This window comes from Pseudomonas sp. lyk4-R2A-8 (assembly GCF_030209095.1).
Classification (GTDB): domain Bacteria; phylum Pseudomonadota; class Gammaproteobacteria; order Pseudomonadales; family Pseudomonadaceae; genus Aquipseudomonas; species Aquipseudomonas quebecensis.
Window position 1 is genome coordinate 25,185 of the sequence record NZ_JARVSS010000015.1, and the last position, 22,621, is coordinate 47,805.

Annotated in this window: 22 protein-coding genes and 1 pseudogene; 13 read left to right on the plus strand and 10 right to left on the minus strand. The window is 60.3% G+C overall.

Translation table 11 applies throughout. The features are described from left to right. The first annotated feature begins 99 nt into the window (after positions 1–99). Together QRN10_RS15695 and QRN10_RS15700 are read left to right on the plus strand one after the other, a co-directional pair. Positions 100–1,122 (plus strand): annotated as a pseudogene (locus tag QRN10_RS15695) (transporter). Positions 1,123–1,253: 131 nt separating this feature from the next. Beyond that, the gene (locus tag QRN10_RS15700) at positions 1,254–2,870 is read left to right on the plus strand and encodes an inorganic phosphate transporter (RefSeq protein WP_253509071.1); all 1,617 of its coding nucleotides are present in this window, start codon (positions 1,254–1,256) and stop codon (positions 2,868–2,870) included. Between the two features lie 10 nt (positions 2,871–2,880). Here QRN10_RS15700 and QRN10_RS15705 read toward each other — a convergent pair whose 3' ends face one another. Further along, on the minus strand, positions 2,881–3,783 hold the full coding sequence (locus QRN10_RS15705; protein WP_266246492.1) for a LysR family transcriptional regulator: 903 nt from the start codon (positions 3,781–3,783) through the stop codon (positions 2,881–2,883). A gap of 108 nt (positions 3,784–3,891) precedes the next feature. On the opposite strand from QRN10_RS15705, the gene QRN10_RS15710 reads away from it, so the two are divergent. Continuing rightward, a complete protein-coding gene (locus tag QRN10_RS15710; protein ID WP_253509075.1) occupies positions 3,892–4,650 on the plus strand; it encodes an SDR family NAD(P)-dependent oxidoreductase in 759 nt (252 codons plus the stop codon). Here the strand turns inward: QRN10_RS15710 and QRN10_RS15715 are convergent. Beyond that, positions 4,549–5,061 carry a multidrug/biocide efflux PACE transporter gene (locus tag QRN10_RS15715; RefSeq protein WP_253509076.1) on the minus strand — a complete coding sequence of 171 codons (513 nt, stop codon included), beginning with the start codon at positions 5,059–5,061 and terminating at the stop codon, positions 4,549–4,551. The genes QRN10_RS15710 and QRN10_RS15715 overlap by 102 nt on opposite strands. Positions 5,062–5,148: 87 nt before the next feature. On the opposite strand from QRN10_RS15715, the gene QRN10_RS15720 reads away from it, so the two are divergent. Together QRN10_RS15720 and QRN10_RS15725 are read left to right on the plus strand one after the other, a co-directional pair. After that, positions 5,149–6,003 carry a LysR family transcriptional regulator gene (locus QRN10_RS15720; protein WP_266246495.1) on the plus strand — a complete coding sequence of 285 codons (855 nt, stop codon included), beginning with the start codon at positions 5,149–5,151 and terminating at the stop codon, positions 6,001–6,003. A 98-nt stretch (positions 6,004–6,101) separates the two neighbouring features. Beyond that, on the plus strand, positions 6,102–6,599 hold the full coding sequence (locus QRN10_RS15725) for a GNAT family N-acetyltransferase (protein ID WP_266246496.1): 498 nt from the start codon (positions 6,102–6,104) through the stop codon (positions 6,597–6,599). Positions 6,600–6,660: 61 nt separating this feature from the next. Here the strand turns inward: QRN10_RS15725 and QRN10_RS15730 are convergent, their stop codons facing one another. Next, positions 6,661–7,143, minus strand: a complete 483-nt coding sequence (locus tag QRN10_RS15730) for a GyrI-like domain-containing protein (protein ID WP_266246497.1) — start codon at positions 7,141–7,143, stop codon at positions 6,661–6,663. Between the two features lie 196 nt (positions 7,144–7,339). Here QRN10_RS15730 and alaC point away from each other — a divergent pair, with 196 nt between their 5' ends. Continuing rightward, on the plus strand, positions 7,340–8,551 hold the full coding sequence (gene alaC, locus QRN10_RS15735; protein ID WP_181080133.1) for an alanine transaminase: 1,212 nt from the start codon (positions 7,340–7,342) through the stop codon (positions 8,549–8,551). Between the two features lie 96 nt (positions 8,552–8,647). Here alaC and QRN10_RS15740 read toward each other — a convergent pair whose 3' ends face one another. Further along, positions 8,648–10,000 (minus strand): GntP family permease, encoded by a 1,353-nt coding sequence (locus QRN10_RS15740; protein WP_181080132.1) that lies wholly within the window; start codon positions 9,998–10,000, stop codon positions 8,648–8,650. An 83-nt stretch (positions 10,001–10,083) separates the two neighbouring features. Then, positions 10,084–10,617, minus strand: a complete 534-nt coding sequence (locus QRN10_RS15745) for a gluconokinase (RefSeq protein WP_181080131.1) — start codon at positions 10,615–10,617, stop codon at positions 10,084–10,086. A 213-nt stretch (positions 10,618–10,830) separates the two neighbouring features. On the opposite strand from QRN10_RS15745, the gene gntR reads away from it, so the two are divergent. From gntR to QRN10_RS15775, 6 genes are all read left to right on the plus strand, one after another. Continuing rightward, positions 10,831–11,862 (plus strand): HTH-type transcriptional regulator GntR, encoded by a 1,032-nt coding sequence (gene gntR / locus QRN10_RS15750; RefSeq protein WP_181080171.1) that lies wholly within the window; start codon positions 10,831–10,833, stop codon positions 11,860–11,862. A gap of 314 nt (positions 11,863–12,176) precedes the next feature. After that, complete coding sequence (locus tag QRN10_RS15755) at positions 12,177–12,410, plus strand: DUF6124 family protein (RefSeq protein ID WP_181080130.1); 234 nt, start codon at positions 12,177–12,179, stop codon at positions 12,408–12,410. 103 nt (positions 12,411–12,513) lie between these two features. After that, on the plus strand, positions 12,514–13,146 hold the full coding sequence (locus QRN10_RS15760; RefSeq protein WP_181080129.1) for a glutathione S-transferase family protein: 633 nt from the start codon (positions 12,514–12,516) through the stop codon (positions 13,144–13,146). A gap of 140 nt (positions 13,147–13,286) precedes the next feature. Next, entirely contained in the window at positions 13,287–14,702 is a 1,416-nt protein-coding gene (locus QRN10_RS15765; RefSeq protein WP_285428684.1) for an MFS transporter, read from the plus strand. A gap of 131 nt (positions 14,703–14,833) precedes the next feature. Further along, positions 14,834–15,328 carry a hypothetical protein gene (locus QRN10_RS15770; RefSeq protein ID WP_181080127.1) on the plus strand — a complete coding sequence of 165 codons (495 nt, stop codon included), beginning with the start codon at positions 14,834–14,836 and terminating at the stop codon, positions 15,326–15,328. A gap of 337 nt (positions 15,329–15,665) precedes the next feature. Continuing rightward, a complete protein-coding gene (locus QRN10_RS15775) occupies positions 15,666–16,103 on the plus strand; it encodes a GNAT family N-acetyltransferase (RefSeq protein ID WP_285428685.1) in 438 nt (145 codons plus the stop codon). 203 nt (positions 16,104–16,306) lie between these two features. Here the strand turns inward: QRN10_RS15775 and def are convergent, their stop codons facing one another. The 3 genes from def to QRN10_RS15790 all read right to left on the minus strand — a co-directional run bounded on the left by def (position 16,307) and on the right by QRN10_RS15790 (position 18,168). After that, complete coding sequence (def, locus tag QRN10_RS15780; protein ID WP_181080126.1) at positions 16,307–16,846, minus strand: peptide deformylase; 540 nt, start codon at positions 16,844–16,846, stop codon at positions 16,307–16,309. Between the two features lie 3 nt (positions 16,847–16,849). Next, entirely contained in the window at positions 16,850–17,800 is a 951-nt protein-coding gene (locus tag QRN10_RS15785; RefSeq protein ID WP_253509092.1) for a YihY/virulence factor BrkB family protein, read from the minus strand. Positions 17,801–17,982: 182 nt separating this feature from the next. After that, positions 17,983–18,168 carry a CsbD family protein gene (locus QRN10_RS15790; RefSeq protein ID WP_181080124.1) on the minus strand — a complete coding sequence of 62 codons (186 nt, stop codon included), beginning with the start codon at positions 18,166–18,168 and terminating at the stop codon, positions 17,983–17,985. Between the two features lie 198 nt (positions 18,169–18,366). Here QRN10_RS15790 and QRN10_RS15795 point away from each other — a divergent pair, with 198 nt between their 5' ends. Further along, a complete protein-coding gene (locus tag QRN10_RS15795; protein WP_253509094.1) occupies positions 18,367–18,744 on the plus strand; it encodes a hypothetical protein in 378 nt (125 codons plus the stop codon). A gap of 58 nt (positions 18,745–18,802) precedes the next feature. Here QRN10_RS15795 and fadD1 read toward each other — a convergent pair whose 3' ends face one another. Both fadD1 and fadD2 read right to left on the minus strand, forming a co-directional pair. After that, positions 18,803–20,494, minus strand: a complete 1,692-nt coding sequence (gene fadD1 / locus QRN10_RS15800; RefSeq protein ID WP_181080122.1) for a long-chain-fatty-acid--CoA ligase FadD1 — start codon at positions 20,492–20,494, stop codon at positions 18,803–18,805. A gap of 390 nt (positions 20,495–20,884) precedes the next feature. After that, on the minus strand, positions 20,885–22,573 hold the full coding sequence (fadD2, locus tag QRN10_RS15805) for a long-chain-fatty-acid--CoA ligase FadD2 (RefSeq protein ID WP_181080121.1): 1,689 nt from the start codon (positions 22,571–22,573) through the stop codon (positions 20,885–20,887). Between the last annotated feature and the right edge of the window lie 48 nt (positions 22,574–22,621).

Consider the following 22,621-nt stretch of genomic DNA (forward strand, 5'->3'; position numbering starts at 1 on the left):
AGCCCCTCCGAGCCGTCACAAAACTGTCAAATCTCCCTGCAATGATTCGCCCACGCGAACCTGTGAAAAGTCCTACAGACGCTTTCTCTGCGAGCCTCCATGAACCACAGCATCGACCACAGCCACCAGGACTCTGACCTGTTTGGCTTGCTCTACGGTTTTCGTTTTCGCCCAGGTGAAAAAGGCGAGCAGATCGACTCAGCCACGGCCTTGCAAGCACTGCAGCAACCGGCCGACTCGGAAGAATTCCTATGGCTGCACCTGAACCTGGCCCACGCGGCCTGCGAGCGTTGGATGAAGGCTCACCTGCAGCTGCCCGAAGAGTTCTTCGAAGCGCTGCATGAAGGCTCGCGCTCCACGCGCATCGAACACGTCGACGCGGCCTTGCTGGCGGTGGTCAACGATGTGGTATTCAACTTCAGCAGCATGGTCTCCTCGGATATTTCCACGCTGTGGGTGTGTGCGCGTAGCCGGCTGTTGATCAGTGCGCGCCTGCAACCGCTGCACTCGGTGGATAAATTGCGTTCGTCGGTCAAAGGCGGTGAGCGCTTTCGTTCGCCGCTGGAATTGCTCGTGCATTTGCTGCGCGATCAGGGCGAGGTGCTGACGCAGATCGTGCGCAAGACCAGCATCAGCGTGGACCATATCGAAGACCAGTTGCTTTCCTCGCGCGTGTCCACCAACCGCGCCGAACTGGGCGCCATGCGCCGGGTGCTGGTGCGCCTGTAACGCTTGCTGGCGCTGGAACCGGGCTCGCTGCTGCGGCTGCTCAACCGTCCGCCGCAGTGGTTGCAGAAGGAAGACGTCAAAGAGCTGCGCAAGTCCACCGAGGAATTCGCGCTGATCATCAACGACCTGACGACCCTGGGCGAACGCATCAAGCTGTTGCAGGAAGAGATCGCCGCCAACCTCAACGAGCAGAGCAACCGCACGTTGTTCACCCTCACCGTAGTGACGGTGCTGGCGCTGCCGATCAACATCATCGCCGGTTTCTTCGGCATGAACGTCGGCGGCGTGCCGCTTTCCCAGGATCCGGAGGGGTTCTGGATTCTGGTGGCGCTGGTGGCGACGTTTACCTTGATTGCCGGACGCTGGGCATTCCGCAAGCGCAAGGACTACTGAGTGCGCCCTGCCCTGGCTGCACGAGCAGACCGACGGCGCCTTCAATCACCTAAACACTGACGTGCCGCAGCATCTCTGTAACATTCTGCAATGATCATGGGCGACATCCTCCTCACTCTGGATGCTCCGGCATGGCCACCCCTTCCCTGACTGCTTCCACGTCCGCCCCCCTGGCAGGCCCCAAACCCCGGCTCGACAAGAAACCCGGCCTGGTCACGGTGATCATTTTCTTCGCCGTGCTTGCCATGGGCCTGTTATTCACCGCCTACAGCCTGATGCACGACATGCACGAGATGGGCGCACAGGTCACCACCTGGACGCCATTCCTGTTGCTGGGCGTGGCACTGTTGATCGCCCTGGGCTTCGAGTTCGTCAACGGGTTCCATGACACCGCCAACGCTGTGGCCACGGTGATTTACACCAATTCGCTGCCGCCGCACTTCGCGGTGGTATGGTCGGGCTTTTTCAATTTTCTCGGCGTGCTGCTTTCCAGCGGCGCGGTGGCGTTCGGCATCATCGCCCTGTTGCCGGTGGAGTTGATTCTGCAGGTCGGCTCCAAGGCCGGCTTTGCCATGATTTTCGCGCTGCTGATCGCCGCGATTCTGTGGAACCTCGGCACCTGGTGGCTGGGGTTGCCTGCGTCGTCATCCCACACCCTGATCGGTTCGATTATCGGCGTGGGCGTGGCGAACGCCTTGATGCATGGGCGCGACGGCACCAGCGGGGTGGATTGGAGCCAGGCGACCAAGATCGGTTATGCGTTGCTGTTGTCGCCCCTGATCGGCTTTGTGTTTGCCGCTTTGCTGTTGCTGGCCCTGCGCGCCTTCGTGAAAAACCGCGCGCTGTATAAAGCCCCCAAGGGCGACACCCCGCCGCCGTGGTGGATCCGCGGCATGCTGATCGCTACCTGCACCGGCGTGTCGTTTGCCCACGGTTCCAACGACGGCCAGAAAGGCATGGGCCTGATCATGCTGATTCTGGTCGGCACCCTGCCGATGGCTTATGCCCTGAACCGCACCATGCCCGCCGAACAATCGTTGCAATTTGCGGCGGTGGCCGAAGTGACCCAGGCCGCGCTGGTCAAAAGCGCGCCGCAGGCCGCGCCAGGCGACCCGCGCGCGATTCTGTCGGTGTATGTGCGCACCAAGGAGGCCACTCCGGAACTGGTGCCGGCCCTTGCCGCCCTCGCCGGCCACATTGGCGATGAAGTCAAAGGCTACGGCTCCCTGGCCAGGGTTCCCGCCGAAGCGGTCGGCAACGTGCGCAATGATATGTACCTGACCAGCGAAACCATTCGCCTGATGGACAAGGGCAAGGTCGGCAACTTCGACGCTGACACCCAAGGCAAACTGCAACTGTTCAAACAGCAGATCGACGATGCCACGCGCTTTATCCCGCTGTGGGTGAAAATCGCCGTGGCCATTGCCCTGGGCCTCGGCACCATGGTCGGCTGGAAGCGCATTGTGGTGACGGTAGGCGAGAAAATCGGCAAGACCCACATGACCTACGCCCAGGGCGCCGCGGCGGAAACCGTGGCGATGCTGACCATCGGCGCGGCGGATATGTATGGGTTGCCGGTCTCGACTACCCATGTGTTGTCATCCGGCGTGGCGGGCACCATGGTGGCCAACGGCGGTGGCTTGCAGATGAAGACCATCCGCAATTTGCTGATGGCCTGGGTGCTGACGTTGCCGGCGGCGATTCTTCTGTCGGGCAGCCTGTACTGGCTGTTCACCAACCTGTTCTGACGCACCTTGATCAAACATCCGGGTGGGGTTGCACCATGGCGGCCAACCAGTCCATGAACACCCGCACCCGCATGGGCAAATGCCGTTGCCCGGCGTAGAGCAGGGCCACATCCAACGGCGGTGGCGGATAGTCCGGCAGGATCGCCACCAGTTCACCGCGAGCCAATTCGTCGGCCATGCCCAGGGTCGGCACCTGGATAATCCCGAAGCCGCCCAGGCAAGCCGATTTGTACGCATCGGTGCTGTTGACCGTCACCCGCCCCTTCATGGGAAGCCGTTGCACCTTATTGCCCTGCAGATACTCGAACCCCGCCGAACGTGATCCCAGCGGGCGTACGTAATGCACCAAGTGATGGTCGGCGAGGTCGGCCAAGGTGTGTGGCACGCCAAAACGCTGCAGGTAGCTGGCGCTGACACAATTGATCATCGGCAGGCTGCACAGCGAGCGGGCTACCACCGTCTGATCCGGCTGCGCGCCGATGCGCAACACGCAGTCGAACCCTTCGGCGAGCAGGTCGACCTGGCGGTCGGTGGCGCTGATCTCCAGCTCGATCAGCGGGTGTGCGTCCATGAACGATGGCAGGCGCGGCAGAATCAACTCCCGCGCCAGGGCGTTGGGCATGTCCACGCGTATCCGCCCGGCCAACTGAGCTTCGTCCTGGCGAAACAGCCCCTCGAGTTCCTCCATATGGGCCAGCAAATCCTTGCTGCGCTCGTACAACACACGACCATCCTGGGTGGCTTGCACCTTGCGCGTGGTGCGTTGCAGCAAGCGTGCACCGAGCAGTTCCTCCAGCGCCTGCACATGCTCGGACACGGTAGAACGCGGCAGGCCCAGGCTCTCGCCGGCCTGGGTAAAACTCGACAGCTCGGTGACGCGTACGAAGGTGCGCAGCAACTCAAGTTTGTTCATGGGATTGTTCGCCTTATCCGGCCAGTGATTCCGGTTTCGTTCTGTTTATCACGTTACAGACGGACAAATACACTCAGTCCTACATTCACATCCGAAGAGGACTGCACCATGACCCGTAAAATCGCACTTATCACCGGTGCCAGCCGTGGCCTGGGCAAGAACGCCGCGCTGCACCTTGCCGCACAGGGCGTCGATATCATCGGCACTTACCACAGCAAGGCCGACGAAGCCCAGGCACTGATAACGCAGATCGAACAACTGGGCGGCCGTGCCGCAATGCTGAAGCTGGATGTGAGCCAGAGCGCGACGTTCGGTGATTTCGTCGGCGATGTGGCTGGCGTGCTCAAGGATGTTTTCGCACAGGATCGCTTCGACTTTCTGATCAACAATGCCGGTATCGGCATTCACGCCAGCTTCGCCGAGACCACCGAAGCGCAGTTCGACCAACTGTTGGCGATCCAATTCAAGGGCCCTTTTTTCCTGACCCAGAAACTGCTGCCGGTGATCCGCGACGGTGGTCGCATCCTCAACGTCTCCAGCGGCCTGGCGCGCTTCAGCTTGCCAGGCTACGCGGCCTACGCGGCGATGAAAGGCGCGATGGAAGTGCTGACCCGTTACCAGGCCAAGGAACTGGGTGGGCGTGGCATCAGCGTCAACATCCTCGCCCCCGGTGCTATTGAGACCGACTTCGGTGGCGGCGCCGTGCGCGACAACGCCGACCTCAACGCGATGGTCGCCAGCAATACCGCCCTGGGCCGCGCCGGTTTACCGGACGATATCGGTGGCGCGATCGCCAGCCTGCTCGCCGACGGCAGCCACTGGATCACCGGGCAGCGTATCGAGGCGTCGGGCGGGATGTTTTTGTAGGAGCTTTTCGCGCAGCACGTCATACCCCCAGTGATACACGTAGGTGTACGGCAGAAAAAACAGCAGTACACCGATGTCGAGGATGAACGCCTGCAACAGGCTGATCTTGAGCCACGCCGCGATCAACGGCACGCATACCAGGATCAGCCCGCCTTCGAACAGCAACGCATGGAGCACGCGGGTCCATGGGTTGTTGGCTAACTGCAGGCGCACTTTGAGGCGGTCGAACAGGCCGTTGAAGATCACGTTCCATGTCAGCGCCATCACGCTGATCGCCAGGGTGACCATGCCCATTTCCAGGGCGGGCTTGTCCATGATCCAGGCCAGCAACGGCGTACAGATCAACAACGCCAGGGCTTCGAAACCGATGGCCTGGCACACGCGTTCGGTAAGGGATTTGCTAGGGCTCATGACCCGGCTCCACAGTGAGGAAGGTTGCCATCATTACCCTTTGAATCGATACTTCATAACCAATAACCATCGATCAAGGCGATAGTCATGGCCTCACATGAAGTGCTGCAGGCGTTTGTGCAGGCGGCTACCCAAGGCTCGTTTTCAGCGGCGGCGCGCAAGCTCGGCAAGAGCCAGTCCACCGTCAGCGCGGCGGTGGCGAGCCTGGAGATCGACCTGGATGTGGTGCTGTTTGACCGCAGCAGTCGCAAGCCGACCCTCACCCCCGCCGGCCATGTGCTGCTGCAACGCGCCGAGCAGGTGCTGGAGGCCAGCAGCCGGCTTGAGTTGGCGGCGAGCCAGCTGGCCCAGGGGCTGGAGCCTAAGCTGAGCATCGCGATGTCGGACACCTACCAGTCCGACCGTTTCGAGGTCGCCCTCAGTGCATTCGAACAACGCTACCCGGACCTTGAGCTGGAATGCCTGATCGCCGAGTGCGAGGACCTGATCGCGCTGGTGCAAAGTGGTCGCGCGCAGATCGCGTTTATTGAACAGCAGGACGTGTACCCACCGGACCTGACGCGCGCGCCCGTGGAAGAACGCACGGAAATTGCCCTGTTCGTGTCCCCCAAACATCCCCTGGCGCGCCTCGGCACTCTCACCGCGCACGCCCTGCAACAGCATCGCGAACTGCGTCTGGCCAGCATCATCAACCCGAATGAAACCCGCGCCAACGGCCGCGTCTGGTCGGCCCCCAGTTACCTGATGCTGCTGGAGATGGCCCAATTGGGTTTCGGCTGGGCGCCAATTCCGCGCTGGCTGGTGGAACGGTTTGGCGGCGGCCAATTGGTGGAGCTGAAAGCACGCGGCTGGCCGCGCTCGGTGGCGGTGGATGCGTTGTGGTCGCGGCATCATCCACCGGGGCCGGCGGGGAGCTGGTTGTTGGGCAAAATGCTGGAATGATCGGGACGACTAAAGTGGGACGGCGCGGTTGAAAAATAATGTCGCTGCACCAAACCCGATAGACTGCGCCCCTACTTGCAGCCGTTCGGACACCCTCGATGCACACCCGCCTCGTCGACTACGCGGCGCTGACTGCCATGCAACAACAGCACGTCAGCGCCATCGAAGTTCACCCTGAGCAGTTGCCGTTTTGCGGCGATATGTATTGCGCGCTCAATAGCCTGTTGGCTAAACCCAGCCCCGGCGTCAAAGGCTTTGCGCTGCTGGCCGACGATTTCCCCGTCGCCTTCCTCCTGCTCAAACGCCCACCGTGCCTGCCCCATTGGGCCGATGAACACAGCGCTACGCTGCATGCCTTGCAGGTGGATCGCCGGCAACAGGGTCGCGGGTTCGGCAAGGCGTGTCTGCAGGCGTTGCCGGCGGTGGCGCTGGAGGCATGGCCGCAGATCAAGGGCTTGGAGTTGTCGGTGGACACGGACAATGTGGCGGCGATGGGCTTGTATCTGGGGCTTGGGTGGGTGGACAGCGGCGAGGCCTATAAGGGGCGGGTTGGCTACGAGCGCAGGTTGAGCCGGGCACTTCATCCGAAGCAATAACAGTCACGTAAACATGACGTTCAGAGGTCCATGTCATGTTTACGCGACATTGGTTGCCGGTTCAGCCCCGCTCTCCGATCGGTAACCAGATTTCCACCGTTCCCGTGCCTTTGCGCGCATCAAAATCCGCGCTGTAGCGCTCGAAATCCGCCCCCATCACCTTGTAGCCCGAGTGCGGCAACCATTCGAACATGATGCGTTCATAGGTCTGTTCCAACGCCTGAACCGGGCCGTGATGCGGGAACACGGCATAGTTGAGCGGTGGAATTTCGATCACGTCAAAGTTGCGTGGCACCTCGCTTTTGGTCGGGACTTCCACGCCGGCCATGTAATCGAATTCGCCGTCGTGGGGGTTATGGCACACCCCGTAGGTGAACCCGCCGACACGTTTTTTGATGTCCTTGATGCAACTGTCGAACAACTCCCACAGCCGCGGGATATCGCCGATGGTGGCCTTCGAATAACGCCCTTTTACACCGGCGATCACCAAGGCCTTGCCTGCTTCCATGCGCGGCGCCAACGGTTGTTTTCTGTGCTGATCCATACGAACAGTCTCCTTCTTATGAGGGAACAAACCCGCGTCGAGTATAGGGGCATATCCATGCGTTGCTCCAAGCAGAAAATTTTCCCACGCATATGGACAGCTGGCCATCACCGACCGTATTGTCTGCCCCGCAGGCCACCGCAGTGGCCGACGTCGCTCGGACGGTTCCGGGCGCTTACGTACTCTCGAGGCAACAATGGCCGAACAAGGTTCGCCGCGCCGCTTTGCGCGCATCGATCGACTCCCCCCTTACGTGTTCAATATCACTGCCGAGCTGAAGATGGCTGCGCGTCGGCGCGGCGAAGATATCATCGACTTGAGCATGGGCAACCCCGACGGCGCCACGCCGCCGCACATCGTTGAAAAACTTGTGCAAGTGGCCCAGCGTGAAGACACCCACGGTTACTCCACCTCCAAAGGCATACCGCGCCTGCGCCGGGCGATCTCGCGCTGGTACAAGGACCGTTATGCAGTGGATATCGACCCCGAGACCGAAGCCATCGTGACCATCGGTTCCAAGGAAGGCCTGGCGCACTTGATGCTGGCCACCCTGGACCAGGGCGACACCGTGCTGGTGCCCAACCCCAGCTACCCGATTCACATCTACGGTGCCGTGATTGCCGGCGCCCAGGTGCGCTCGGTGCCGCTGGTGCCTGGCGTGGATTTCTTCGCCGAGCTGGAACGGGCGATCCGCGGTTCGATCCCCAAGCCGAAAATGATGATTCTCGGTTTCCCGTCCAACCCCACCGCGCAGTGCGTGGAGCTGGATTTCTTCGAACGGGTGATTGCGCTGGCCAAGCAATATGACGTGCTGGTGATCCACGACCTGGCCTATGCCGATATCGTCTACGACGGCTGGAAAGCCCCGTCGATCATGCAGGTGCCCGGCGCCAAGGACATTGCGGTGGAATTTTTCACCCTGTCCAAGAGCTACAACATGGCCGGCTGGCGTATCGGCTTTATGGTGGGCAACCCGGAACTGGTCAACGCCCTGGCACGGATCAAGAGCTACCACGACTACGGCACGTTCACACCGTTGCAGGTGGCGGCGATTGCAGCATTGGAGGGCGACCAGCAATGCGTAAAAGACATCGCCGAGCAATACCGCCAACGCCGCAATGTGCTGGTCAAGGGCCTGCATGAGTTGGGTTGGATGGTCGAGAATCCGAAGGCGTCGATGTACGTCTGGGCGAAGATCCCGCAGGCGTATGCCGCCATGGGTTCGCTGGAGTTTGCCAAGAAGCTGCTGCTGGAAGCCAAGGTGTGCGTGTCACCGGGAATCGGCTTTGGCGAGTATGGGGATGATCATGTGCGCTTTGCGCTGATCGAGAACCAGGACCGCATTCGCCAGGCGGTGCGTGGGATTCGCGGGATGTTCCGCGCGGATGGGCTGGTCCAGAAAGCCTAGCCATTTGTGTTGCAAAAATGCAGTTAAAAATGTGGAAGGGGGCTTGCCCCCTCCCACATTTGATTGGGTTTTCACCCTTGCCTTGTGGTGTGCCTGTTAGACCACCAACGACAGCAACATGATGAAGATCAACGCCACCACGGACAGGATGGTTTCCATCGCCGTCCAGGTCTTGAAGGTCTCGGCCACGGTCATGTTGAAGTACTGCTTGACCAGCCAGAACCCCGCATCGTTGACGTGAGACAGGATCAACGACCCCGCCCCCGTCGCCAGCACCAGCAGCTCGCGGTTCACCCCCGGAATCATGCCCACCACCGGCACCACGATGCCCGCGCCGGTAATGGTCGCCACAGTGGCCGAACCGGTGGCCACGCGAATCACCGCCGCCACCAGCCACGCCAGCAGAATCGGGTTGATCTGCGCGGTCACGGCCATATGGCCGATCACGTCACCTACACCGCTGGTGACCAGCATCTGCTTGAAGCCACCACCGGCACCGATGATCAGGATGATCGCGGCGGTTGGCGCAAGGCTGGCGTCGAGCAGTTTGAGGATCTGCTTGGAGTGAATGCCCTGGCGGCTGCCAAAGGTGTACAACGACAGCAGCAACGCCAGCAGCAGGGCGGAGATCGGATGACCGATCATATCCATCCAGTTGCGCACGATGTGGCCGTCCGGCAGGCCGATGTCAGCGAAGGTTTTGAGCAGCATCAGGAACACCGGCAACAGCACGGTGATCAGGGTAATGCTGAAGCTCGGCAGGTCTTTGCTTTCCGGCTCGCGGGCCAGTTGATCCACCAGTTCCTGGGACGGGTTGCCCGGAATGTACTTGGCGATGAACGTACCGAAGATAGGGCCGGCGATGATGGCGGTCGGCAGTGCGACGATCAGGCCGTACAGGATGGTCTTGCCGATGTCCGCGCCAAACACACCGATGGCCAGCAGCGGGCCCGGGTGCGGCGGCACCAGGCCGTGCACCGCCGACAGGCCGGCGAGCAACGGAATGCCGATTTTGATCAGCGACACACCGGTGCGGCGCGCGACGATAAACACCAGCGGGATCAGCAGCACAAAGCCGATTTCGAAGAACAGTGGGATACCCACCAGAAACGCGGCGAACATCATGGCCCACTGGACCTTTTCCTTGCCGAAGGCGCGGATCAGGGTCTGGGCGATCTGATCGGCGCCGCCGGATTCGGCCATCATCTTGCCGAGCATCGTGCCCAGGGCGAGGATGATGCCGACAAAGCCGAGCACGCCGCCGAAACCGTCCTGGAACGCCTTGATGATCTTGTCCACGGGCATGCCCGAGGTCAGGCCGAGAAAGCCTGCCGCAATGATCAACGCGATAAACGGGTGAACCTTGAAACGGGTGATCAAGACGATCAGTCCGATAATAGTGACCACTGCATCAAGCAGCAGATACGACTCGTGGGACATGCCAAACATGGGGGTCTCTCCTGTTTGTTGTTGTTATTAAAGCGGGTATTGAATGAGTTGCCGGGGATAGCGCTATCTTGTCCGGCAAACAATTATTTGGATGGTTCAAAACCGTGTTCCAGCCACCAGGCGTTGGTCTGCTCGGCGAGTTGCTCGACGTTGTCGCGGCTGGCGTTGAGGGCCAGGGTCAGCGGCTCGCCTTTGGGCGATTCGAGGGTGGCGAACTGGCTGTCGATGAGGCTGGCCGGCATAAAGTGCCCAGGGCGGTGGGACACGCGGTCGGCGGCCACTTCACGGGTCAGTTCCAGAAACACGAACCCCAGGCCCGGCGCGGCTTCGCGCAGGTGGTCGCGGTATTTTTTCTTGAGGGCCGAGCAGGTGAGCACCGGGTGTTGGCCGGCCTTGAGCGAGCGGCGCAGCTCATCGCAGAGGATGTCGAGCCAGCCGGCGCGGTCGTCGTCGTTGAGGGGGTGGCCTGCGCTCATCTTTTCGATGTTGGCGGCGGGGTGAAAGCTGTCGCCTTCAATGGCGGTGGCGCCGTTAAGGCGGCACAGGGCCTCGCTGACACTGGTCTTGCCGCAGCCGGCAACACCCATGATGACCAAGGCGGTAACAGGTTGACTCATGAAACACCTCAGGACGCAGATAGCGCTACCCTTGCACGCTGTAAGGCTAGTGCAAAAACAGGCTTTTCCCGCGCCGTCTTGTCTTTTTTTATGGAGTGACGCGTGCATCCGCTCCAATGGTTTGAACAGGATCAGGCAACCCAACGTTCAAGTATTTGCAGCCTTTTGGAGACAGCGCTACCTTAGTGCCTCGATTTTTGTTTGGCAAGCCGCCTGATGACCTCCAAGAACGATAAAAATACCCGCACGACGGGACGCCCCACCCTGAACGAAGTCGCCCGCCTGGCCGGCGTCAGCCCTATCACCGCCTCACGCGCCCTGCGCGGCATCAGCACCGTGGCCACGGAGTTGGCGGAAAAAGTCCGGCACGCCGCCGCCGAACTCAATTACGTGGTCAACCCTGCCGCCCGCGCATTGGCCTCGGCCCAGAGCCATTCGGTGGTGGTGCTGGTGCCTTCGCTGTCCAACCTGCTGTTCATCGAAACCCTCGAAGCCATTCATCAGGTACTGCGGCCCAAGGGCTTCGAAGTGTTGATCGGCAACTCCCACTACTCGCGCGATGAAGAAGAAAACCTGCTGCGCAATTACATGGCCTACCAGCCGCGAGGCCTGCTGCTGACCGGCTTCGACCGCACCGAAAGCGCCCGACGGATGGTCGAGACCAGCAACGTACCCTGCGTCTACATGATGGACCTGGACCCCAACGCCGGCGTGAACTGCGTGGGTTTCTCGCAACTGGTCGCCGGTGAAACGGCGGCGGCGCACTTGATCGCCCGTGGGCGCAAGCGCCTGGCGTACATCGGCGCGCAACTGGACCAACGCACCCTGCTGCGCGGCGAAGGCTTTCGCCGCGCGCTGCAACAGGCCGGCCTCTACGACCCCGCCTTGGAACTGCTGACGCCGCGCCCCTCTTCCGTGGGCCTGGGCGGCGAGTTGTTTCTGCAGTTGCTGGCCAGCCATCCGGATGTGGATGCGATTTTCTTCGGCAATGACGACTTGGCCCAGGGCGCATTGCTGGAAGCGCTGCGCCATAACATCAAGGTGCCCGAACAAGTGGCGGTGCTGGGTTTCAACGACTTGCCGTCCTCCTCCTTCATGGTGCCGCGCCTGAGCAGCATCAGCACTCCGCGCGAAGCGATTGGCCGGCGTGCGGCGGAGCATTTGTTGACGATCATGGCGGGTAACAAGATCGCCAAGCCGGTGGTGGATATGGGGTTTGAGTTGCGCGTGCGGGAGAGCACGTAGGACAGGTGTAGGAAGCAGCTGACATTACGGTAAGCGCCTTGCCCGCTTGCCTACGCTTACGTCAGAATCCGCCGGCTTGTGTGCCTGGGAGGCGATCTTTAAGGTTTGCCGGTCGCTGAATTCTCGGTGATCGGGTTTAGTAGCCCGAGCCTCCCAACACAAGATGCATGAGCCTATCGATGCTTGATGGTGGCTGTGCGCAGGGCGCCTTCGGGTGCGCCGGGTTTGTGTGGGATACCGGTCTACTAACCTGCGTACAGCTGCCACCCTCGTTTAGTAGCGATGAGGTATCAGCCCAAATCAGGTACTTAAACATGCAAAGCCCACATCCCACGCATACGCTTTTCACCGTCATCCCCGATGTCTCCATCGAAAGCCTGTTGATCAACAGTTACGAAACCGTCTGTTCCGTCAGCACCTTGCTGCTTGATTTGTCCAATGACCTATCCGGTAAACACCGTGATGTCGCCTTGGCCATTCATCAATTAAGTGAGCTGAGCGTACTGCTGGTCGGCAAGGCCGCGGACCTGCACGCCCCACGCTGTTGAGCCCCTCCCCTTCGCACATTTTTTTCCGTGCACACTTAGAGATATCGCCGTCGCTTGTCGCCCCTGCTAGATTGTCCCCTCTCTCCATCGCCAGGGAAGCACCATGGGACATTCACTGAAAATCTTGGGCCGCGCGTCGTCCATCAACGTGCGCAAAGTGCTCTGGACCTGCCAGGAACTGGGCATCGACTACGTGCGTGAAGATTGGGGCATCGGCTACACACCCACTCAATCCGCCGAGTTCCTGGCCCTGAACCCCAACGCCCAGGTGCCGGTGCTGATCGATGACCACGGCGTGCTGTGGGAATCCAATACCATTTGCCGCTATCTGGTCGGCCTATACCAACGGCATGACCTGCTGCCCGCCGAGCCCGCGCCAAGGGCTCGGGTGGAGCAGTGGATGGATTGGCAGGCTACCGAGCTGAACCCGTCCTGGGGCTACGCGTTCCATGCCTTGGTGCGCAAAAACCCGGACTATCAGGACCCGCAACGCATCCAGGCCGGTGTGCAAGGCTGGAACGACAAGATGGCCATCCTCGAACAACAGTTGACCAAGACGCAGGCCTACGTCGCCGGTGATGAATTTACCCTGGCCGACATCCTTATCGGCCTGTCGGTGCACCGCTGGCGCATGACGCCGATGGAGCATCCGCCCTTTCCCGCGGTGACGGCCTATTACGACAGGCTCAGCCAGCATGCGGGCTTCAAGGCATTCGCCCTTGATGGTCATAATTGATCGTCACGCCATAAAACCTTAAGCCATGCGCCTTATGCGCAATTAATCGCCAAATGTGCTCGGCGCCACCTGCAACTTAACAAGCAGCAGTTTCCGTTAGCCGGCTAAGATTCCAGGTCACTGCCCCTGGAATCTCAGCCATGTCGACCCTCACCGCCTCAGCCACCGACGGCATCGACCCGTTGCGCGCTGCCCACATCAGCGCACGCATCGACCGCCTGCCCGCCGTCGCCACCGTCTGGCGCCTGGTGGCGCTGCTGTCGATCGGTGGTTTTTTTGAGTTGTATGACCTGTTCCAGACTGCCTACATCAGCCCAGGCCTGATCAGCGATGGAATTTTCCACACCGGCAGCGAGGGTGTGTTCGGTTTCTCCGACCAGGCCGCGTTCGCCTCCGCGACCTTTCTGGGCCTGTTCCTCGGCGCCAGCCTGCTCAGTCCGATTGCCGATCGCTTCGGGCGCCGGGCGATCTTCACCTTTGCGCTGATCTGGTACACGGTGGCCACCGTGTTGATGGGCATCCAGACATCCGCCCTGGGCATTATCGGCATGCGTTTTCTGGTGGGCATCGGCCTGGGCATCGAGCTGGTGACGATCGACGCCTACCTCTCGGAACTGGTGCCCAAGCGCATGCGCAGCTCAGCGTTTGCCTTCGCGTTTTTTATCCAGTTTCTGTCGGTGCCCGCCGTGGCGCTGATGTCGTGGTGGCTGGTGCCCCAGGCGCCATTCGGGATCGCCGGTTGGCGTTGGGTGGTGCTGACCAGTGCGGTGTTTGCACTGTTTATCTGGCAACTGCGCAAGCGTTTGCCGGAATCACCGCGTTGGCTCGCGCAACAAGGCCGCTTCGACGAGGCCGGGCAGATCATGGACAACCTGGAGGCGCACTGCCGCCAGGATCACGGCAAACCGCTGGACGAGCCCGAGCCAGAGGCCGTCAGCGTGCAGGGCAGCGGGCGTTTTGCCGATATCTGGCAGCCGCCGTACCGACGCCGGGCGTTGATGCTGATCGTGTTCCATGTGTTCCAGGCCATCGGTTTTTTCGGCTTTGGCAATTGGTTGCCGGCGTTGCTGTCGGGCCAGGGCGTGAGTGTGACCCACAGTTTGCTGTACGCGTTTATCATCACCCTCGCCTATCCGCTGGGGCCGTTGCTGTTCGTGAAGGTGGCCAACCGCTTTGAGAACAAGTGGCAGATCGTCGGCTCGGCCATGGGCGCGGTAATCTTCGGCAGCCTGTTCGCGCTACAGACCACGGCGGTGGGGCTGGTGTTCTGCGGGGTGATGATCACGTTCTGCAATGCCTGGCTGAGCTTCAGTTATCACTCGTACCAGAGCGAACTGTTCCCAACCAATATTCGCGCGCGGGCGGTGGGGTTCTGTTATTCGTTCAGCCGCTTGTCGACAGTGTTCAGCAGTCTGTTGATCGGGTTCATTCTCGAGCACTTGGGCACGCCCGGTGTACTGGCGTTTATCGCCAGCAGCACGTTGATCGTGATGATCACCATCAGTTGGTTCGGGCCACGCACGCGCAACCTGGCCCTGGAACATATCGCCCATTGACGGCAACGGTTGGCCGTCGGTGGGATAAGTTTTGCCGCCGACGGCGCGCCGCCCCCAACAAACCGGGGGGGCCGGCACTCGGCATGCTATTTGCTCCAGCTGTGGCAACGAACATTTCACAGGTGACGATCATGCTGGTAAACAACAACACCCAAGCCGTGTCGACCGTTCAACAGATCAAGCGCCCCGACATGGACCCCGCCAACGCCGCCGCCAGCGCACTGTACAGCGGCGCTTTGCAAGCGGCGCAACAAGCCGTGACCGTACCGGCCGCGCAAAAGGAACTGGACAAGGCCACCGATCGTATCGATGAAGCCTTCGCCAAAACCCGTGTGCAATTGCAGACCAGTACCACCAGCGATGTGCCGGCCACCAACGCTACGTCCGGCGCACGCGCGGAGTTCACTGAATACATGAGCAAATCTCCGGCCGAACGTATCCGTGAGCAATTGCTCAAGGAACAGGGGCTGACCGAGGCGGATGTGCAGAACATGTCGCAGGAAAAGCAGGACGCGATTTCCAAGCAGGTGGCTGAACGCTTGAAGCAGCAGCAGGAACAGCAAGTAGCGGCGAAGACGGCTGCGCCTCAGGCGCAAGCGCTGAAAGAGACCTTGGCGGCCATCTGACGTCACTGGCCGCGAGGTTTTTAAGCACTCACGAACGCTGCGGCCATTCCCGGATGATCGTGCCATCGAACGACTTCGCAAGCCTGCTCGCCCTTGAGCGAACAGGCGTTTGCGGATCAGTGCCCGAACAGACCTGTTTCGGATTTCTTGGCTTACTTGTCTGCGCGTTTTTCATCGGCGGTCTTTGCCGGTTTTTTCTTCGCGGCTTTCTTTGAATCCATACCTTTGGCCATGTTGCGTACTCCGCTGTGAAGGGATGCAGCATTGGGTATACCACCTATTGCCCGGCAGAAGGCGCTTATAATCCTGGCCCCCTCACGACGCCTGCTTGAATACCATGCCCGAGTTGTCCATTGAGCCACTGCCAGCGCCCCTGTGGCCGCTGCTGAACAAATTTTACCGCCGCCACGACTCATCGATGAAGGCGCTCAAGGGCGGGCGTTTATGGGTGGCGCGCGATGGCGACATTGTCGCCGGGTTGTGCCTGACCCCCGCAGTGGGCGGGCAGTGGCTGACGGGCGTGTTTGTGGCGCCGGATTATCGCAGCCAGGGTTTGGCGACGCGGTTGATCCGTGAGGCAGTCGCGTCAGCCGAGGGCACGGTATGGTTGTTGTGCCATCCTGACTTGGAGCGGTTGTATCAGCGGATGGGCTTTACACAGGACACGCGATTGCCGCAGTCCCTCAGCGAGCGGCTGGTGCGTTACAAGCGCAACAAACCGATGATCGCGATGGGCTTGGAATCGGGAGTGAGGTCGCCCTCGGATAGCCGGTGACCGGCAGGGAATGGCCCATGTTTTTTGTCTGGCACACCGCTGTGTCTGGAGAGAGGGCCGCTTCGCGGCCCGGCGCGGGGCAAGCCCGCTCACCACAACCACTTTGTGCGCCGATCCCCTGTGGTGAGCAGGCTTGGATTATGTGCAGCTAACTAAGGCTACTGGGCAAGCTCCTTCCCACATTCTGATCGGCATTTCTTTGTTTAATCGGCCGTAGTGGGATCCAGCTCCGGGAACATCACGTCGATGAAACCGAACTTGCTGAAATCGGTGATGCGCGACGGGTATAAGCGGCCGATCAGATGGTCGCATTCGTGTTGCACTACCCGCGCATGGAAACCATCGGCAAAGCGCACGATAGGCTCGCCCTTGGGGTCGAAACCTTCATAGCGGATCTGCTGGTAGCGGTTCACCGCGCCACGCAGGCCAGGCACCGACAGGCAGCCTTCAAACCCCTCTTCGAGCACCGGGCTGAGCGGCGTGATCAACGGGTTGATCAGGATGGTCTGGGGCACGGGTGGCGCGTCCGGGTAGCGTTCGCTGCTCTCGAAGCCAAAGATCACCAGTTGCAGGTCGACGCCGATCTGCGGGGCGGCCAGGCCCACACCTCCTACATGTTCCATGGTCTGGAACATGTCATCGATCAATTGCCACAGCTCGGGGCTGTCGAACATTTCCGGCGGAACCGGAGGGGCGATGCGCAGCAGGCGTTCGTCGCCCATTTTCAGGATTTCACGGATCATCGATCAGACTTCGTCAGTAGTGGGCTTGATGGAGTGGTCACGGCCAAGGCCGGACACGTGCTGTTTTTCCAAGGCCGGCGGCTCGTCGAAATCCTTCGCCCCGGGTTCCTTGCCTTCGGCTGACATGTGTTCGATCACGGCGTTCATCTCCGCGCCCAGCAGCAGCACCGCGGCGGAAATATAAAAGTACAGCAGCAACACAATGATCGCACCGATGCTGCCATACATGGCGTTGTAGTCGGCGAAGGTCTTGACGTAATAGCCAAAACCCAGGGAGGCGACGATCCACACCACCACCGCCAGCACCGAGCCCGGCGTGATAAAGCGAAACTTCTGCTCGACATCGGGCATCACGTAGTACATCAACGCCACGGCAAACATCAGCAGGATCACGATCAGCGGCCAGCGCAGGATGGTCCACAGGGTCACCACGAACTCCTGCATACCGATCTGCCCCGCCAGCCACTCCATCACTTGAGGGCCGAGCACCATCAGCGCGGCAGCGGCCAGCAGCATGCCGGCGATACCGATGGTATAAAAAATCGACAGCGGAAAACGCTTCCAGATCGGCCGACCTTCGACCACGTCGTAGGCCGCGTTCATCGCGCTCATCATCAGGCGAACACCGGCCGAGGCCGTCCACAGTGCAATCACGATACCTACCGAGAGCAGGCCACCTTTGGATTGCTGCAGCTGGTCGATCACCGGGTTGACCTGCTCCAGCGCCTGGGGCGGCAGCACCAGCTCCGATTGCAGGCGCAGCCAGCTGAAGAAGTCCGGCAGGTGCAGGAAACCGATCAGGGCGATCAAAAACAGCAGGAATGGAAACAGCGAGAACAGCATCTGGTAAGCCAGCGCCGACGCGTAGGTGGGCATTTCGTCATCGACGAATTCCTTGATGGTGCGAAACAGCACGGTGTGCAGCTTGAGGCCATCAAGTACGGGAAAAATCATAGCGTCTCCTTTCGCCGCAAAGAGGAAAAGATCGTGGGCGACTCAAGAGCCGTTTTCTACCTCAAAGTAGCCCATCTGGCGACTTTGAAACAATTTCCAAAGTTTAGTTGCAGCGCAGGACATAAAAACGGCCATCCGTGGATGGCCGCAGGACGACGGGTTTGCACCCGCCCTAGCCAGCATTACTTAGTGGCTTTTTTGACGGCATCCTTGGTCTTGCCGACAGCCTGCTGTGCTTCGCCTTTCTTCTCTTGAACCACACCTTCAGCACGCAGTTTGTCGTTATCGGTCGCTTTGCCGACACCTTGCTTGACGTTACCAACCGCTTCGTTGGCCAAACCTTTTGCCTTATCCGCTGTGCTGCCCATGGTATTTCTCCGAAAGAACAATCAGGGTTTTTGGTCATTACCTAAAGATTGACCGGGGGCCGTTCGGCAGAGTTTCAATTATTTCAACGTGCATTTGATCGTCGCGCACAGGTTGGGCTTTATGTTTTGCGGCCAACCCACGAGAATGCGCGGCACATTCAGGCTATTACGCTGAATAACAGATCCCGTAGGAAGGTTATGAAACTCAATAAAGCACAGGCCATTGCCCGCAGAAACCAGGAATTGGGCGGTGCCGTACTCGGCGTCAACAATTGCCATTTCACCGACCTGGACCGTAAACGCAATATCTGGTGGTTCGATCTGCCGGTGGCGCGGATTGCGGTGGGTCAGTACGAGTGGATTCACTTGTTGATGCATAACGCCGAATCCGACCAGTTGCTGCACCTGAAGGTGCCGACGGCGTTTCTGCGTGAAAAACTCGAAGGGTTGGTGGTGCGTAATGCGGGCAAGCGCAGGCCGGAGATCACCTTGGAGCTGAGCGCGGACAAGGACTCGTTCTTGAAGGACGTGCGTCCGGCGGGTGCAGGTGTGAGCTTCGCGCAGTTCGCTCTGTAAGAGCCGCAGTCAAAAAAATGTGAGAGGTGGCTTGGCCCCCTCCCACATTTGAATTGCATTACTTTTTAAGCCCGAGCTTCTTCAGCTCTTCGTCGCGCAACTCGCGACGCAGGATCTTGCCTACGTTGGTAGTCGGCAAGGCATCGCGAAATTCCACGGCCTTGGGCACCTTATAGCCGGTAACGTTAGCGCGCATGTGCTCCATGACCTGCTCTTTGGTCAGGGTCGCGCCCGGCTTGACCACGATAAACAGCTTGATGTGCTCACCGGATTTCTCGTCCGGCACACCGATGGCCGCGCATTGCAACACGCCCGGCAGGCCGGCCAGCACGTCTTCCAGCTCGTTGGGGTACACGTTGAAGCCGGAGACCAGGATCATGTCCTTCTTGCGGTCGACAATGCGCATATAGCCATCGGGCTGGATGATCGCGATGTCGCCGGTCTTGAGCCAGCCTTCGCTGTCGAGCATCTCGTCGGTGGCGTCCTGGCGCTGCCAGTAGCCCTTCATCACTTGCGGGCCCTTGACGCACAATTCGCCGGTTTCGCCCAGCGCCAGCTCGGTGCCGTCGTCGGCAATGACCTTGCACACCGTCGAGGGCACCGGAATGCCGATGGTGCCGATCTGGATATGCTGGATCGGGTTGACCGTGGCCACCGGGCTGGTCTCGGTCATGCCGTAACCTTCGCAGATGCCGCAACCGGTCACGGCTTTCCAGCGCTCGGCCGCCGCCAATTGCAGGGCCATGCCGCCCGACAGGGTGACTTTCAGTGCGGAGAAGTCCAGCTTGCGGAAAGCCTCGTTGTTGCACAGCGCCACGAACAACGTGTTCAGGCCGACAAAGCCACTGAACTTCCACTTCGACAGTTCCTTGACCATCGCCGGCAGGTCGCGCGGGTTGCTGATCAGGATGTTGTGGTTGCCGATCAGCATCATCGCCATGCAGTGAAAGGTGAACGCGTAGATGTGGTACAGCGGCAGCGGCGTGATCAGGATCTCGCAACCCTCATTGAGGTTTGAGCCCATCAGCGCCTTGCACTGCAGCATGTTGGCCACCAGGTTGCGGTGGGTCAGCATCGCGCCCTTGGCCACGCCGGTGGTGCCGCCGGTGTATTGCAGCACGGCCACATCGCTGCTGAGCGGACTGGCGTCGCTGACCGGTTGGCCACGGCCTTTGGCGAGCACGTCGTTGAACTTGACGGCCTGGGGCAAGTGATACGCCGGGACCATCTTTTTCACGTACTTGATGACGCTGTTGATCAGCAGGCGCTTGAGCGGCGGCAGCAGGTCGGCGACTTCGGTGACGATCACATGCTTGACGGCGGTCTTGGGCACGACCTTTTCCGCCAGGTGAGCCATGTTGGCCAGGCACACCAGCGCTTTGGCGCCGGAATCGTTGAACTGGTGTTCCATTTCCCGCGCGGTGTACAGCGGGTTGGTGTTGACCACGATCAGGCCGGCGCGGATGGCACCGAACACAGCGACCGGGTATTGCAGGACGTTGGGCAGTTGCACGGCGATTCGATCGCCTGGCTTCAAGTCGGTATGCTGTTGCAGGTAAGCGGCAAAGGCGCCGGACAGTTCGTACAATTCACCGTAGGTGATTGTCTTGCCCAGGTTGCTGAAAGCCGGTTTGTTGGCGAAGCGCTGGCAGGACTGTTTCAGTACCGCCTGAATATTTGGATACTCGTCTGGATTGATGTCTGCAGCAATCCCGGCGGGGTACTTATCCTTCCAAAAGTCTTCGTTCATGGAAGCCCACTCCTCAGCGACGCGAATTCATCATCGCATTTGATGCGATTATTATTGGTGTATGTTTTTTTAGGTGAGTCCGGCGCGTTCAAGCAGGCCGAGAGGTCACAAAGCGCGCCGAGAGTAGCAGCTTTGCCGAGGGCCGACTAGAGCCAAAAGAGGCCCCTACAGTCATAAACATGACTCAAGAATATCCAATAGTCATTTTTAGAGCAAAAATTCTATACCGCCTGAAAAGGCTCTAGAACAGGGCTTAACAGGTTAAACACAGACGAATATGAGAGGGGGCCTGCTCCCGATGGCAGTGGATCAGTCGATACAAATGCTGACTGTTCCACCGCCATCGGGGGCAGGCCCCCTTACACATTTTGATTGCATTTCACTTCGGGGTCAGGCGATCTCGCGCAGCTCCCTGCGCAGGATCTTGCCCACCGGCGTCATCGGCAACGACTCACGCAAGACGATGTGCTTGGGCACTTTGTAGCCGGTGAAGTTGGCTTTGCAGTAGGCCTTCAGCTCTTCAAGGCTAACGCCCTGAGAACGCGCTACCACGAACAGTTTTACCGCTTCCCCGGTGCGCTCGTCCGGCACGCCGATCACCGCACAACTGGCCACCGCCGGGTGGGCCATTACCACGTCTTCGATTTCGTTGGGGTATACGTTGAAACCGGACACGATGATCAGGTCTTTCTTGCGGTCGACGATGCTCACAAAACCGTCGCTGTCGATCACCGCGATATCCCCGGTTTTCAGCCAGCCCTCGGCATCCAGGGTTTCGGCGGTTGCCGCCGGCTGTTGCCAGTAGCCTTTCATCACCTGAGGGCCCTTGATGCACAATTCGCCGCGCTCCCCCAGGGGCAATTCGTGGCCTTCGTCATCGATCACTTTCATCGCCGTACCCGGCACCGGCATGCCCACGGTGCCCAGCCGCGACTGGCTGCCGTAAGGATTGGTGCTGGCCACCGGCGAGGTTTCGGTCAGGCCGTAGCCTTCGCCGATGGTGCAGCCGGTCAGGGCCTTCCAGCGCTCGGCGGTGGCCTTGACCAGCGCAGTACCGCCGGAATTGGTGATCTTGAGGTGGGAGAAATCCAGGGTCTTGAAGTCCGGGTGGTCCATCAGCGCCACAAACAGGGTGTTCAACCCCAGCAGGCAGGAGAACCGCCATTTTTTCAGCTCCTTGATAAACCCTCCGATGTCGCGCGGGTTGGTGATCAGCACGTTGTGGTTGCCGGTCACCATCATGCACATGCAGTTCGCGGTGAAGGCATAGATGTGGTACAGCGGCAGCGGCGCAATCATCACCTCCTGCCCTTCGCGCACCAGCGGCTGACCGTTGTCGCTGACCTGGGACATGCACGCCCGCGCCTGCTGCATATTGGCGACCAGATTGCCGTGGGTCAGCATCGCGCCCTTGGCCAGGCCGGTGGTGCCGCCTGTGTATTGCAACACGGCGATGTCATCCAGGGTCACCGGGTGGCGGGTCACGCCCAGGCCCGCCCCCATGCGCAGCGCGCGCTTGAACGACACGGCGCGCGGCAGGTGGTAGGCCGGGACCATCTTCTTGACCTTGTCGACGACGGTGTTGACCAGCCAGCCTTTGACCGCGGGCAGGAAGTCGCCCATTTTCGCTTCGATCAGGTAGTCGATCTCGGTGTCCGCGCACACCTCCTGCACCCGTGAACCGAACAGGTTGAGGTAGACCAGCGCGCGCACGCCGGCATCCTTGAACTGGTGGCGCATCTCACGCGGGGTGTACAGCGGGTTGGTGTTGACCACGATCAGCCCGGCGCGCAGCGCGCCGAACACGGCAATCGGGTAATGCAGCACGTTGGGCATCTGCACCGCGATGCGCTCGCCGGGCTTGAGGTCGGTGTGATGCTGCAGGTAGCCGGCGAACGCCGCGCTCTGGCGTTCAAGCTCGGCGTACGTGAGGGTGATGCCCATGTTGCTGAATGCCGGACGGTCGGCGAACGCCTTGCAGGACCGCTCGAACACTTCGATCACCGACTTGTAGGTGGTGAGGTCGATGTCATTGGGAACGCCCGCCGCACGTTTGTCATTCCAGAAATCAGGTTGCATTATTCTTATTCCCCTTGCCCGCATGTGTCCGGCCGCCTTTATAGAAAG